Annotated in this window: 11 protein-coding genes; all 11 read left to right on the plus strand. The window is 44.3% G+C overall.

Features of this window, described 5'->3' with window-relative positions; genetic code table 11:
- Positions 1 to 71 precede the first annotated feature (71 nt).
- Positions 72 to 3,677, plus strand: coding sequence for a DNA-directed RNA polymerase subunit beta' (gene rpoC, locus QMA04_RS17165; RefSeq protein ID WP_191716865.1), 3,606 nt, complete (start codon positions 72 to 74; stop codon positions 3,675 to 3,677).
- Positions 3,678 to 3,815: 138 nt separating this feature from the next.
- Positions 3,816 to 4,064 (plus strand): ribosomal L7Ae/L30e/S12e/Gadd45 family protein, encoded by a 249-nt coding sequence (locus tag QMA04_RS17170; protein WP_191716866.1) that lies wholly within the window; start codon positions 3,816 to 3,818, stop codon positions 4,062 to 4,064.
- Positions 4,065 to 4,162: 98 nt separating this feature from the next.
- The gene (gene rpsL, locus QMA04_RS17175) at positions 4,163 to 4,582 is read left to right on the plus strand and encodes a 30S ribosomal protein S12 (protein WP_290187203.1); all 420 of its coding nucleotides are present in this window, start codon (positions 4,163 to 4,165) and stop codon (positions 4,580 to 4,582) included.
- Positions 4,583 to 4,626: 44 nt separating this feature from the next.
- On the plus strand, positions 4,627 to 5,097 hold the full coding sequence (gene rpsG, locus QMA04_RS17180) for a 30S ribosomal protein S7 (protein WP_008432480.1): 471 nt from the start codon (positions 4,627 to 4,629) through the stop codon (positions 5,095 to 5,097).
- 50 nt (positions 5,098 to 5,147) lie between these two features.
- Positions 5,148 to 7,226: an elongation factor G gene (gene fusA, locus QMA04_RS17185; RefSeq protein ID WP_290187204.1), complete on the plus strand. Its 2,079-nt coding sequence runs from the start codon at positions 5,148 to 5,150 to the stop codon at positions 7,224 to 7,226.
- A 116-nt stretch (positions 7,227 to 7,342) separates the two neighbouring features.
- On the plus strand, positions 7,343 to 8,530 hold the full coding sequence (tuf, locus tag QMA04_RS17190) for an elongation factor Tu (RefSeq protein WP_290187205.1): 1,188 nt from the start codon (positions 7,343 to 7,345) through the stop codon (positions 8,528 to 8,530).
- Positions 8,531 to 8,855: 325 nt separating this feature from the next.
- Complete coding sequence (gene ilvE / locus QMA04_RS17195) at positions 8,856 to 9,755, plus strand: branched-chain-amino-acid transaminase (protein WP_191716869.1); 900 nt, start codon at positions 8,856 to 8,858, stop codon at positions 9,753 to 9,755.
- Between the two features lie 344 nt (positions 9,756 to 10,099).
- The gene (gene ilvB, locus QMA04_RS17200; RefSeq protein WP_191716870.1) at positions 10,100 to 11,827 is read left to right on the plus strand and encodes a biosynthetic-type acetolactate synthase large subunit; all 1,728 of its coding nucleotides are present in this window, start codon (positions 10,100 to 10,102) and stop codon (positions 11,825 to 11,827) included.
- Positions 11,824 to 12,336 carry an acetolactate synthase small subunit gene (gene ilvN, locus QMA04_RS17205; protein ID WP_191716871.1) on the plus strand — a complete coding sequence of 171 codons (513 nt, stop codon included), beginning with the start codon at positions 11,824 to 11,826 and terminating at the stop codon, positions 12,334 to 12,336. The genes ilvB and ilvN overlap by 4 nt, the downstream gene beginning before the upstream one ends.
- A gap of 27 nt (positions 12,337 to 12,363) precedes the next feature.
- Complete coding sequence (gene ilvC, locus QMA04_RS17210; protein WP_191716872.1) at positions 12,364 to 13,398, plus strand: ketol-acid reductoisomerase; 1,035 nt, start codon at positions 12,364 to 12,366, stop codon at positions 13,396 to 13,398.
- On the plus strand, positions 13,385 to 14,926 hold the full coding sequence (locus QMA04_RS17215) for a 2-isopropylmalate synthase (RefSeq protein WP_191716873.1): 1,542 nt from the start codon (positions 13,385 to 13,387) through the stop codon (positions 14,924 to 14,926). Before ilvC ends, QMA04_RS17215 begins: the two co-directional genes overlap by 14 nt.
- The last annotated feature ends 31 nt before the right edge of the window (positions 14,927 to 14,957 follow it).

A 14,957-nucleotide genomic window follows, 5' to 3' on the forward strand; every position in this document is an offset into this window, starting at 1 on the left:
TCCATTTATTCGTTTAGCCATTACCGAGGAAGAGCCGTACAGAAACTCGAGACAAAAGGGAGGTAGGCTCCTTGATAGATGTTAATAATTTTGAGTATATGAAAATCGGATTAGCGTCACCCGATAAAATTCGCTCATGGTCTTATGGAGAAGTCAAAAAGCCAGAAACAATCAATTACCGTACACTGAAACCTGAAAAAGATGGTTTGTTCTGTGAACGTATTTTCGGTCCTACAAAAGACTGGGAATGCCATTGTGGTAAATACAAGCGTGTCCGTTATAAAGGCGTTGTCTGCGATCGCTGCGGCGTTGAAGTAACACGTTCAAAAGTTCGCCGCGAACGCATGGGACATATTGAATTAGCAGCTCCTGTTTCGCATATCTGGTATTTCAAAGGAATTCCAAGCCGCATGGGACTTATCTTGGATATGTCTCCACGTTCACTTGAAGAAGTCATTTACTTTGCTTCTTATGTGGTAATCGATCCTGCGGATACACCGCTTGAAAAGAAACAGCTTCTTTCTGAAAAAGAATACCGCGCTTACCGTGATAAGTTTGGCAAGAAATTCCAAGCTGCCATGGGAGCGGAAGCAATCAAACGTCTATTGCAGGAAATTGACCTTGAACGCGAAACGGATTCTTTGAAAGAAGAGTTGAAAACGGCTCAAGGCCAGCGCCGCACCCGTGCGATCAAACGTCTTGAAGTGGTTGAATCATTCCGTAACTCAGGCAACAACCCTGACTGGATGATTCTAGACGTACTTCCTGTTATTCCACCTGAACTTCGTCCGATGGTTCAATTAGACGGCGGCCGCTTTGCGACTTCCGATTTAAACGACCTTTATCGCCGCGTAATCAACCGGAATAACCGTCTGAAACGTCTTTTGGACCTTGGTGCACCAAGCATCATCGTTCAAAACGAAAAACGTATGTTGCAAGAAGCTGTTGATGCGTTGATCGACAACGGCCGCCGCGGCCGTCCGGTCACAGGACCTGGTAACCGTCCATTGAAATCTCTTTCTCATATGCTGAAAGGGAAACAAGGGCGTTTCCGCCAAAACCTTCTTGGTAAACGAGTTGATTACTCAGGCCGTTCCGTTATCGTAGTTGGACCTAACCTGAAGATGTATCAATGTGGTTTGCCGAAAGGAATGGCAATCGAGTTGTTCAAGCCTTTCGTTATGAAAGAATTGGTTGAACGCGGATTGGCCCATAACATCAAGAGTGCGAAACGCAAAATCGAACGTCTTCACTCTGAAGTTTGGGATGTATTGGAAGATGTCATCAAGGAGCATCCGGTTCTATTGAACCGCGCACCGACTCTTCACAGACTGGGTATTCAGGCATTTGAACCGACATTGGTTGAAGGTAAAGCGATCCGTCTGCATCCGCTTGTATGTACTGCATACAACGCCGATTTCGATGGTGACCAAATGGCTGTCCACGTACCTCTATCATCCGAAGCTCAGGCAGAAGCACGTCTGTTGATGCTTGCAGCTCAGAACATCTTGAACCCGAAAGACGGAAAACCTGTTGTAACACCATCTCAGGATATGGTTCTAGGAAACTATTACTTAACTCTGGAGCGTAAAGGTGCTACAGGCGAAGGCGCTACTTTCTCAGGACCTGAAGAAGTGATGATCGCTTACCAAACAGGCCATGTCCACTTGCATACACGTATTGCAATTCAGGCTGGATCCGTCAACAACCCGACATTCACAGAAGAACAGAACAAAATGCTGTTATTGACTACTGTTGGTAAAATCATTTTCAACGAAATTCTGCCGAAGTCATTCCCGTACATCAACGAACCGACTGATTACAATCTGCAGGTGGAAACACCAGCGAAATATTTTGTCCCTACAACGACAGATATTCGCAAGCATATTGAAGAAGCGGAACTTGTAACTCCATTCAAGAAGAAAATTCTTGGGGAAATCATCGCGGAAGTCTTCAAACGTTTCCACATTACGGAAACTTCGAAGATGCTTGACCGTATGAAGAGCCTTGGATTCAAATATTCGACACAAGCCGGCATCACTGTTGGTGTAGCGGATATCGTAGTTCTTCCTGACAAAGGAGAAATTTTGGTTGATGCACAAGAAAATGTCGATAAAGTAATGAAACAATTCCGTCGCGGATTGATTACAGAAGAAGAGCGATATGCACGTGTCATTTCTTATTGGAGCAACGCAAAAGATATCATCCAGAACAAACTGATGGCATCTCTTGATAACTTGAATCCAATCTTTATGATGAGTGATTCCGGAGCTCGTGGTAACGCATCTAACTTTACGCAGCTTGCGGGTATGCGTGGATTGATGGCCAACCCGGCTGGACGCATTATTGAACTTCCGATTAAATCTTCCTTCCGTGAAGGATTAACAGTACTTGAATATTTCATCTCTACTCACGGTGCTCGTAAAGGTCTTGCCGATACAGCACTGAAAACAGCCGATTCTGGTTACTTGACTCGTCGTTTGGTAGACGTTGCACAAGATGCAATTGTCCGCGAAAATGATTGTGGCACGGACAGAGGCTTGCTGGTAGGGGCGTTGATGGAAGGCACAGAAGTGATTGAAGAGCTTGATGAGCGTATCGTTGGCCGCCATGCTAAGAAAACAATCCGCCATCCGGAAACAAAAGAAGTTATTGTAGCGAAAGATGAATTGATTACACAAGACCTGACTCGCCTTATTATCGAAGCAGGCATTAAAGAAGTAACAATTCGCTCTGCGTTTACATGTAATACAAAACACGGCGTTTGTAAGAAGTGTTACGGCACTAACTTGGCAACTGGAGACGAAGTTGAAGTGGGCGAAGCAGTAGGTATTATTGCAGCTCAATCAATCGGTGAGCCAGGAACTCAGTTGACGATGCGTACATTCCATACAGGCGGGGTAGCAGGAGACGATATTACACAAGGTCTTCCGCGTATCCAGGAAATCTTCGAATCGCGTAATCCGAAAGGCCAGGCAGTTATTTCTGAAATTACAGGTACCGTTACTGAAATTGACGAAATTCGCGAAGGCCAGAAAGAAGTAACGATTCAAGGGGATGTTGAAACCCGTAAATATCTAGCTCCTTATAATGCACGCATTAAAGTTCAAGTGGATGATGCTATTGTTCGAGGCGAAGTATTGACTGACGGTTCAATTGATCCGAAGCAATTGCTTCAAGTAAAAGACGTTCAGGCTGTTCAAGTGTATCTATTGAAAGAAGTTCAAAAAGTATACCGTATGCAAGGGGTAGAAATCGGCGATAAGCACGTAGAAGTTATGGTTCGTCAAATGTTCCGTAAAGTCCGCGTTATTGAAGCCGGTGACACTGAATTGCTGCCAGGTTCACTATTGGATATTCACCAATTCACTGAAGCCAACGTCAAAGCGGTTCTAGAAGGCAATCTGCCAGCGACAAGCCGTCCTGTTATCCTGGGGATCACAAAAGCTTCCCTTGAAACAGAATCCTTCCTATCTGCCGCATCCTTCCAGGAAACGACTCGTGTCCTAACAGATGCAGCGATAAAAGGAAAACGTGATGAACTTCTCGGATTGAAAGAGAACGTCATTATCGGTAAACTTGTTCCGGCTGGAACAGGAATGCAGCGTTACCGCCAGATTAAGATTGCTCAAAGCGAAAAAGCGGAGAAGCAGGAAATTGTCGGCACAGAGTCATAAAAATGAAATAATGGATTCCGGGGAGTTCCTGAATAATCTCCCCGGGATTTTTTAAGAATCCTGTTGACAGCATTGTCATAGAATGATAATATGTTGAGGGTTGATGGTTAACGGTCTGACGCTTTGGAGGATATGAAAATGTCTAATGAAAAAGTAAAACAGGCAAGTCAAATAATCATCGGTACAAAGCAGACAGTAAAAGCATTAAAGAGCGGTATTGTCCAAGAAGTAATAGTGGCAAGAGACGCGGACGATCGAATGACCGAACAGATTATCCTACTAGCCTTAGAAAAAGGTATTCGGATCGAATTTGCAGATTCACGATTGAAGCTTGGCAAAGCATATGGCATTAATGTCGGTGCAGCTGCTGTGGCTATTACTGGATAACAGTTTTTGTGTAAATCACAAAGACTTTGTTTTTTACCCAAAAATGAACCACCTGGATATGTGGTATTAGAACACCTTTTGAGAGGAGGAAAAAATCGATGCCTACAATTAACCAATTAGTTAACAAGCCTCGTAAACCAAAGAGCACGAAATCAGATTCACCAGCGTTAAACAAAGGGTATAACAGCTTTAAAAAGTCTCAGACTAACGTGACATCACCACAGAAACGTGGAGTATGTACTCGTGTTGGTACGATGACACCGAAAAAACCAAACTCCGCATTGCGTAAATATGCGCGTGTACGTTTGACTAACCAACTCGAGGTTAATGCTTACATCCCTGGAGAAGGCCACAACCTTCAAGAGCACAGTGTAGTTCTTCTTCGCGGCGGACGCGTAAAAGATTTACCGGGTGTGCGTTACCATATCGTACGTGGAGCACTTGATACAGCTGGAGTAAACGGCCGTATGCAAAGCCGTTCTAAATACGGAACTAAACGTCCTAAAGTAAAAAAATAATAAGTTAATTTAACGAAGAGAATTCGTTGAAAGGAGGAACATACATGCCTCGTAAAGGTCCTGTAGCTAAACGTGATGTGTTGCCAGATCCAATTTACAATTCGAAATTGGTGACACGCTTAATTAATAAAATGATGGTTGACGGAAAAAGAGGTACTTCACAAAAGATCCTATACGGAGCGTTTGAGTTAGTTAAAGAACGCAGCGGTAAAGATCCGATTGAAGTATACGAACAAGCATTGACTAACGTTATGCCAGTTCTTGAAGTACGCGCTCGCCGTGTTGGTGGAGCTAACTACCAAGTGCCGGTTGAAGTTCGTCCTGAACGCCGTACAACTCTAGGTCTTCGCTACCTTGTAAACTATTCACGTCTTCGTGGAGAGAAAACAATGGAAGAGCGTTTGGCTAATGAAATTCTAGATGCTGCTAACAACACTGGTGCAGCTGTTAAAAAACGTGAAGATATTCATAAAATGGCGGAAGCAAACAAAGCATTTGCTCACTATCGCTGGTAATTTCTTTCGAGATGTTTACATCTTAAACCGAAACGGAAGGTGAAAAAAACATGACTAGAGAGTTCCCATTAGACAAGACACGTAATATCGGGATCATGGCACACATCGATGCCGGTAAAACGACTACTACGGAACGTATTTTATACTACACTGGTAAAATCCACAAAATTGGAGAAACGCACGAAGGTGCTTCTCAAATGGACTGGATGGAGCAAGAGCAGGAACGTGGAATTACAATCACGTCTGCTGCAACAACTGCTTCATGGAAAAACCACCGTGTAAACATCATCGATACTCCAGGACACGTAGATTTCACTGTTGAAGTTGAACGTTCATTACGCGTACTTGATGGCGCTGTTACAGTTCTTGATGCTCAATCAGGTGTTGAGCCTCAAACTGAAACAGTTTGGCGTCAAGCTACAACATACGGAGTTCCTCGTATCGTATTTATCAACAAAATGGATAAAATCGGTGCTGACTTCCTTTACTCTGTAGGCACATTGCATGAACGTCTACAAGCTAATGCTCACCCGATCCAATTGCCAATCGGCGCAGAAGACAACTTTTCAGCAATCATTGATCTAGTTGAAATGAATGCACGCTTCTACGCAAATGATCAGGGAACTGAAATTACCGATGGCGAAATTCCTGAAGAGTACAAAGAACTTGCTGAGGAATGGCACACTAAATTAGTGGAAGCTGTTGCTGAGCTTGACGAAGACTTGATGGAAAAATATCTTGGTGGGGAAGAAATCACTGTAGAAGAACTTAAAGCTGGTATCCGTAAAGGGACACTGGACGTTGAGTTTTACCCAGTAGTTTGCGGAACTGCTTTCAAAAACAAAGGGGTTCAATTAATGCTTGATGCAGTAATTGATTACCTGCCATCTCCATTGGATGTACCTCCGATGACTGGTGTTCTTCCTGATTCAGACGAAGAGGTATTGCGTAAACCTAGCGAAGACGAACCATTCTCTGCGTTGGCGTTTAAAGTAATGACAGATCCATACGTTGGGAAATTGACTTTCTTCCGTGTGTATTCTGGATCTCTTAAATCTGGTTCATATGTTCAGAACTCTTCTAAAGGCAAGCGTGAGCGCGTAGGACGTATCCTTCAAATGCATGCAAACTCCCGTGAAGAAATTTCTGAAGTATACTGCGGAGATATCGCTGCTGCTATCGGCCTTAAAGATACATCAACAGGTGATACTTTAAGTGACGAGAAACAACAAGTAATTCTTGAGCGCATGGTCTTCCCAGAACCTGTTATTTCTCTTTCTGTGGAACCTAAGTCTAAAGCCGATCAAGATAAAATGGGTCAAGCCCTTGCGAAATTGCAAGAAGAAGATCCAACTTTCCGTGCGCACACTGACCAGGAAACTGGCCAAACAATCATCGCGGGTATGGGTGAACTTCACCTTGATATCCTCGTTGACCGTATGCGCCGTGAGTTCAACGTAGAAGCTAACGTGGGTGCGCCTCAGGTATCTTACCGTGAGACATTCCGTCAGTCTGCTAAAGTTGAAGGTAAATTCGTACGCCAATCTGGTGGACGTGGACAATTCGGACACGTTTGGATTGAATTCTCTCCAAACGAAGAAGGAGCAGGTTTTGAATTTGAAAATGGTATCGTTGGTGGTGTTGTTCCACGTGAATACATCCCAGCAGTTGAAGCGGGTCTTCGTGACTCACTAGACAACGGTGTTATCGCCGGATATCCATTGATCGACATCAAAGCTCGTTTGTTCGACGGATCTTACCATGATGTTGACTCGAATGAGATGGCATTTAAAGTTGCTGCTTCTATGGCACTTAAAAATGCAATTTCGAAAGTTAATCCGGTTCTTCTTGAGCCAATTATGCGCGTTGAGGTTGTTATTCCTGAGGAATACCTTGGGGATATCATGGGTGACATCACGTCACGCCGCGGCCGTGTAGAAGGTATGGACGCTCGCGGAAACGCGCAGGTAGTTCGTGCTATGGTACCTCTTGCAGAAATGTTCGGTTATGCAACTTCATTGCGTTCAAACACGCAAGGCCGTGGTGTGTTCTCAATGCACTTCGATCACTATGAAGAAGTACCGAAATCAATTTCTGAAGAAATCATCAAAAAAAATAAAGGTCAATAATTGAATTTTGATCTTTAATCAAGTATAAATAATTTGTATGCCTGGAATAATAGGGCCCTATTATTCCGGCGCTTCAAATGAAAACATTCACTTACATTTTGAGGAGGATTTTTCTAATGGGAAAAGCTAAATTTGATCGCTCTAAAACACACGCGAATATTGGTACAATTGGTCACGTTGACCATGGTAAAACAACTTTGACTGCAGCAATCGCTACAGTTTTAGCTAAAAAATCAGGCGGGGAAGCTCGTTCTTACGCTCAAATCGACAACGCTCCTGAAGAAAAAGAGCGCGGTATCACAATCAATACTTCACACGTTGAGTATGAAACTGAAACTCGCCACTACGCACACGTTGACTGCCCTGGACACGCCGATTATGTTAAAAACATGATCACTGGTGCTGCTCAAATGGACGGCGGGATCCTAGTAGTATCTGCTGCTGATGGCCCAATGCCGCAAACTCGTGAGCACATTCTTTTGTCTAAACAAGTAGGTGTTCCTTACCTAGTAGTATTCATGAACAAATGTGATATGGTAGATGACGAAGAACTTCTTGAACTAGTTGAAATGGAAGTCCGCGACCTTCTTTCTGAATATGACTTCCCTGGCGATGACATTCCTGTCATCAAAGGTTCTGCTCTTAAAGCTCTTGAAGGAGAAGCAGAATGGGAAGAAAAAATCGTTGAATTGATGAACGCGGTTGATGAGTACATCCCTACTCCACCACGTGACACTGACAAGCCATTCATGATGCCTGTTGAGGATGTATTCTCAATCACTGGCCGTGGTACGGTTGCTACTGGACGCGTTGAACGCGGACAAATCAAAATCGGTGATAACGTTGATATCATCGGTCTTACTGAAGAACCAAAATCTACAACTGTAACTGGTGTAGAGATGTTCCGTAAATTGCTTGACTATGCTGAAGCTGGCGACAACATCGGTGCACTTCTTCGCGGGGTTTCTCGCGACGACGTACAACGTGGACAAGTATTGGCTAAACCAGGCACAATTACTCCACACACTGAGTTCAATGCTGAAGTTTACGTTCTTTCAAAAGAAGAGGGTGGACGTCACACTCCATTCTTCTCAAACTACCGTCCGCAGTTCTACTTCCGTACAACTGATGTAACTGGTGTTTGTAACCTTCCTGAAGGCGTAGAAATGGTTATGCCTGGAGATAACATTGAAATGACTGTTTCTTTGATCTCTCCAATCGCTATCGAAGAAGGTACTAAATTCTCTATCCGTGAGGGTGGACGTACTGTAGGCGCTGGCGTTGTTGCTAAAATCACTAAGTAATAACTGCTGAGTGTTGATTTAAGACCCTGTCTCATTATTATGAGACAGGGTCTTTTTTTGCGTTTTCCCAACTGGCTTAGGGGAAATTCACTGAAAATACAAGCTGTTCATAAAATATTCAAACTTTTTAAAAAATCTTTAAAAGCCAGCGTTAGCAACAATGAAAACGGATACATAGTTTATGAATATTCAAAATTCATAAAAAAATAACCAATAGTTGATTGACACGCTTTGAAATAGGCGATATGATAGCAACAATTTACTAGACGCAAACAGAATTCGATATATTGCATATTATAAAACTTTCGAGAAAGAAGTGGACATCATGAGCGAACAAGTAATTTATCTAAACGGCGAATTTGTTAAAAAGGAAGACGCTAAAATTTCAGTCTACGATCACGGGTTTTTATACGGTGATGGAGTGTTTGAAGGAATCCGTTCTTACAACGGAAATGTCTTTCGGCTGGAAGAACATTTAGAGCGGCTTTACGATTCAGCAAAATCGGTAATGCTCGAGATTCCCCACACTTTTGAAGAAATGACGCAAATTGTTGTTAACACATTACGAGAAAATAAATTCAAAGATGCTTATATCCGCCTCATCGTTTCAAGAGGCGTAGGAAACTTAGGATTGGATCCTTACAGTTGCTCGCATCCCAGTGTAATTGTAATCGCCGAACCTTTGTCTCTGTTCCCTAAATCAATGTACGAAACAGGAATCGAGATTGTATCGGTTGCGACACGCAGAAGCCGTTCGGATGTATTGAGTCCGAAAGTGAAATCTTTGAACTACATGAACAATATCCTGGTTAAGCTGGAAGCTCATCTGGCAGGTGTCTCAGAAGCATTGATGCTGAATGATCAAGGGTATGTAGCTGAAGGCTCAGCAGATAACATCTTCATTGTCCGTAAAAACAAATTATTGACTCCTCCTGGTTATGTAGGAGCACTCGAAGGAATTACGCGCAATGCAATCATGGATGTAGCTGCAGAAAAAGGCTACGACATCCAAGAAGGTGTTTTCACAAGACACGATGTGTATGTAGCGGATGAGGTGTTCCTGACAGGAACAGCTGCAGAAGTGATCGCGGTAGTGAAAGTGGATGGCCGAGTAATTGGCGAAGGGAAGCCCGGACCGGTTACAAACGACTTGCTTGAATCATTCAGAGAACTAGTTCAGAACGATGGAGTAAAAGTGTATAGCGATCATTTAAACGCAGTATAAAAAAATAGAAGTTCAACTCAATGACGAGGTTAAAGTAGATGGATACTGTATTCACAGAGAGCCGGTACAGGTGGAAGCCGGTAATACAACCATTTGCGACATCCCCTCTGAGTGGATTGCTGAAAAGCTTCGGCTGTTTAGGTAGTCCCGGTGGTTTGCAAGTTAGAAATCATCGTTATCAGCGGATAAGCAATGCTTATCCATGAGGCTGCGGTTGCGCAGTGAAATAGGGTGGTACCATGAAGCTTTTTCATCCCTATGCGAAGAACATGTTTCTTTGTGTAGGGATGAAAAAGCTTTTTTGTTTTCATGCCACCGGAAACTTAGAAAAGGAGGCGGAAGGATTGGGAGTAAACGTACAAGTTAGAGAAGAAGTTAAACAGAAGCTGACAGGCAATGGTGCAGATGTACTGATTCAATCTTTAAAAGGTCAGGGTGTTGAAATGATTTTCGGCTATCCAGGAGGCGCGGTACTGCCAATTTACGATGCCTTGCACAAAAATCCAATACGCCATGTATTGGCTAGACATGAACAAGGTGCCATACACGCCGCAGAAGGCTACGCAAGAGTATCTGGAAAAGCCGGAGTTGTTCTTGCCACATCAGGACCAGGCGCAACAAACTTAGTGACAGGCATAGCGGATGCCATGTTGGACTCCTTGCCGCTGGTCATTTTCACAGGCCAGGTCGCAACTTCAGTAATAGGGACTGATGCTTTCCAGGAAGCAGACATTATCGGCATCACACAACCGATTACAAAGCATAATTACCAAGTGAAAAAAGTATCGGATCTTCCAAGAATCATTAAAGAAGCTTTCTATATTGCTTCTACTGGACGTCCAGGACCGGTCTTGGTCGATATACCGAAAAATATAGCAACTGAGTTGTTCTTATCCAATAAAGAAGAAGAGGCAGTATATCTTCCAGGGTATCAACCAACGACGAACCCGAACTACCTGCAAATCCAAAAAGCGGCTCAATTATTGTCACAGGCGAAAAGACCGTTGATTTTAGCTGGAGCCGGTATCTTGGCGGCAAAGGCAACAGAAGAGTTGAAAGTCTTCTCTGAGCGCCATCAAATTCCGGTTACCAACACATTGTTGGGCTTAGGCAGCATTGCTGGCGAACATGAACTATTCCTCGGAATGGCCGGCATGCACGGCACTTATACAGCGAATACAGCAATATGTGATTGTGATGTCTTGTTGAATATTGGTGCACGATTCGATGACCGGTTGACCGGAAATCTTGCAAGCTTTGCGCCAAATGCACAAGTAATCCATATTGATATCGACCCGGCAGAAATCGGAAAAAATGTTCCGACAGCCGTCCCGATTGTTGCGGATGCCAAAGAGGCGCTGCTTCAATTGCTTAATCAATCATTTAGAAGCCCCGACACTGCAGAATGGCTTGAAATGCTATCCGGGAACCAAGTGGAATACCCGCTTCAATACCATGCAAGAGATCGGAAAGGAATCATGCCTCAACAAGCCGTAGAGTTGATCCATCGACTGACCGGAGGCAATGCAGTTGTCACAACAGATGTGGGGCAGCATCAAATGTGGGCGGCTCAATACTACCGCTTCAATAACCCTCACAACTGGGTGACATCAGGCGGCCTCGGCACAATGGGCTTTGGTTTCCCTGCAGCCATCGGTGCCCAGTTGGCGAAACCGGATGAGCAAGTTATCTCTATAGTAGGGGATGCCGGATTCCAAATGACTTTGCAGGAACTGTCCCTACTTCAAGAGCTGCGGCTGCCGGTGAAGGTTGTTATCCTGAACAACCAAAGCTTGGGAATGGTTAGACAATGGCAGGAAACATTTTATGAAGGACGTTATTCACAATCTTTGATTCCCGTTCAACCGGATTTTGTGAAGTTGGCGGCGGCTTATGACATCAAAGGCTATAAAGTCGAAACGATGGAAGAAGCGGAAGCGGTTTTTGCAGAAGCATTTAATTCAAACGAGCCCGTGTTGATCGATTGCCGGGTGGTGCAGATGGAATGTGTTTATCCGATGGTTGCACCAGGCAAAGGCTTGAATGAAATGATCGGAGTGAAAGGCGAATGAAACGAGTCATTACAACAACGGTGATCAACCAAAGCGGGGTGTTGAACCGCGTTACAGGATTATTGATGAAACGGCAGTTCAACATCGAAAGCATTTCGGTCGGTCACACAGAGCAGCCTGGCATGTCGAAAATGACTTTTGTGGTCAATGTAGAAGATAAAGGCAAGCTGGAGCAATTGCTGAAACAGCTGCAGAAACAAATTGATGTCATTAAAGTAAATGACATTACCGATAAGGCGATGGTGATGAGAGAACTGGCACTGGTGAAAGTGGTAGTGCCGCCAGCAGTCAGAAACGAAGTATTGAGCATCGTCGAACCGTTCCGGGCGACAGTCGTCGACATGAGCAAAAATGTAACAACATTCCAAGTAACAGGCGACCCGGAAAAAATTGAAGCATTTATTGATCTGATGAGACCGTATGGTGTGAAAGAACTGACACGAACCGGAGTATCCGCGTTTGTAAGAGAAACACAAAAAGCGCAAACACCGCAATTGAACATCCTATAAAACCCAAACCCGAGGAGGAAATTAAAAATGGCTAAAATGTATTATAACCAAGACGTAAACGAACAGGTACTTAAAGGAAAGACAATCGCGGTGATCGGCTATGGTTCTCAGGGCCATGCACATGCTCAAAACTTGAAAGAATCCGGATTTGATGTAGTAGTTGGAGTGCGCCAGGGTAAATCATTCGATCAAGCTAAAAACGACGGCATGAAAGTGGCTACAGTAAAAGAAGCAGCAGAAGCGGCAGACGTGATCATGATCTTAGTGCCTGATGAAAAACAGACGCAAATCTACAACGCAGAAATCAAACCGGCATTAACAGCTGGGAAATCCCTTGTTTTTGCACACGGCTTCAACGTTCACTTTAACCAAATCGTGCCGCCTGCAGATGTGGATGTATTCTTGGTAGCTCCAAAAGGACCTGGACATCTTGTTCGCCGTACGTATGAAGCAGGTGCTGGAGTTCCTGGATTGATCGCGATCCATCAGGACGTTTCAGGACAAGCTCAGGAAATTGCCCTTGCTTATGCAAAAGGAATCGGAGCTACACGTGCAGGCGTTTTGGAAACGACATTCAAAGAAGAAACGGAAACGGATCTATTTGGAGAACAAGCTGTTCTTTGCGGCGGTGTCACTTCACTTGTAAAAGCTGGATTTGAAACATTGGTTGAAGCCGGCTACCAACCGGAACTTGCCTACTTCGAATGTATGCACGAATTGAAACTGATCGTTGACCTTATGTACGAAGGTGGCTTGTCAGGAATGCGCTACTCAATTTCCGATACAGCGCAGTGGGGAGATTTTGTTTCAGGGCCGCGCATTGTGGATGCAGATACGAAAGCTCGCATGAAAGATGTGCTTACGGATATCCAAACAGGGAAATTCGCAAAAGGCTGGTTGCTTGAAAACCAATTGAATCGTCCAGAATTTACAGCAATCGAAAAAGCGGAAGAATCTCACCAAATCGAACAAGTGGGCCGCGAATTGCGTGCAATGATGCCTTTCGTTAATGAAGGCAAAAAAGCTAAACAAAAAGAGGTGGTCGCCAATGTCACAAATTGATATTTTCGATACGACATTACGAGACGGGGAACAGTCGGCCGGGATCAACTTGAATACAGCAGAGAAAATCGAAATCGCCCGCCAGCTTGAACGTCTGGGAGTGACGATTATCGAATCAGGATTTCCTGCTTCATCTCCAGGAGATTTTGACGCTGTGCAGCGAATCGCAGGTACAGTGAAGAATTCCATCGTAACGGGCCTTGCCCGCTCGATGCAAAGTGATATTGATCGGACGTGGGAAGCGCTAAAAGGAGCGGAACAGCCGCATATTCATATCTTTTTGGCTACTTCACCTATCCACATGGAAACGAAATTATTCAAAACACCGGAGCAAGTCGTTGAACTTGCTGTAGAGTCGGTAAAATACGCGCGTAAGTTCTTCCCGTTGGTCCAATGGTCAGCGGAAGATGCTTCCCGCTCAGACCCTGAATTTTTGGCTCATATTATCCGCAAAGTGATTGAAGCGGGAGCGACGACGATTAACCTTCCAGATACAGTCGGTTATGCAACGCCTCAAGAATACGGGGCAATGTTCAAGTACATGACCGATCATGTGGCAGGAATCGAAAAAGTGAAGTTGTCAGCCCATTGCCATAACGACTTGGGGATGGCTACTGCCAATACCTTGGCCGCTATCGAAAATGGCGCTACTCAAATCGAGGGAACCATTAATGGCATCGGTGAACGTGCCGGCAACGTAGCGCTTGAAGAGATTGCAGTTGCTTTGCATATCCGCAAGCAGATCTTCAATGTTGAAACAGGGATCAACCTACATGAAATCAAACGCACAAGCCAATTGGTCAGCCAATTGACAGGCAGTTTGATTCAACCGAATAAAGCGGTTGTCGGCAAAAATGCATTTGCCCATGAATCAGGTATCCACCAGGATGGCATGCTGAAGAATCCGTTGACGTATGAAATCATCACGCCGGAACTAATCGGTGATGCAGCGACTGAATTGGTGCTTGGCAAACATTCAGGGCGCCATGCCTTTAAAGACCGGGCCGTTAAAATGGGCTTTGATTTAACAGACGAAAAGCTGAACAATGCATTTGCTGAATTCAAGAAGTTGGCTGATCGCAAGAAAGAAATTTTGGAAGATGATTTATATGTATTGCTGACTGATCAGCAAATTCATGATACGGAAACACCGGTTTACAAATTGGAAAGTGTTCAGGTTCAATATGGCACAGCCAATATCCCGACGGCGACCGCTTCTGCCTATCACCCGAATGGTGAATTGATCAGCGAAGCAGCTACTGGCGCCGGATCAGTGGAAGCGATTTTCAATACGCTCGAACGAATTGTAGAAGGCAAAGTCCATATCTTGGACTACCGTGTCACTTCCATCGGCAAAGGGCGCGACGCCTTAGGTGAAGCGGTCATCAATATGAGCTATGACGGAGAGACCGTAACGGGCCGGGATGTCGCACAGGATGTTCTGGAAGCAACAGCAAAAGCATACTTGAATGCAGTCAATCGTCAAATTGTCCAGGTAGGAAAGAAAGTCAGGATGTCGGCAGTGTAAAAAGAACAGATCGAAAGAGGAGGAATTTAAA

It is taken from the genome of Planococcus sp. APC 3900, assembly GCF_030407735.1.
Lineage (GTDB): Bacteria > Bacillota > Bacilli > Bacillales_A > Planococcaceae > Planococcus > Planococcus notacanthi.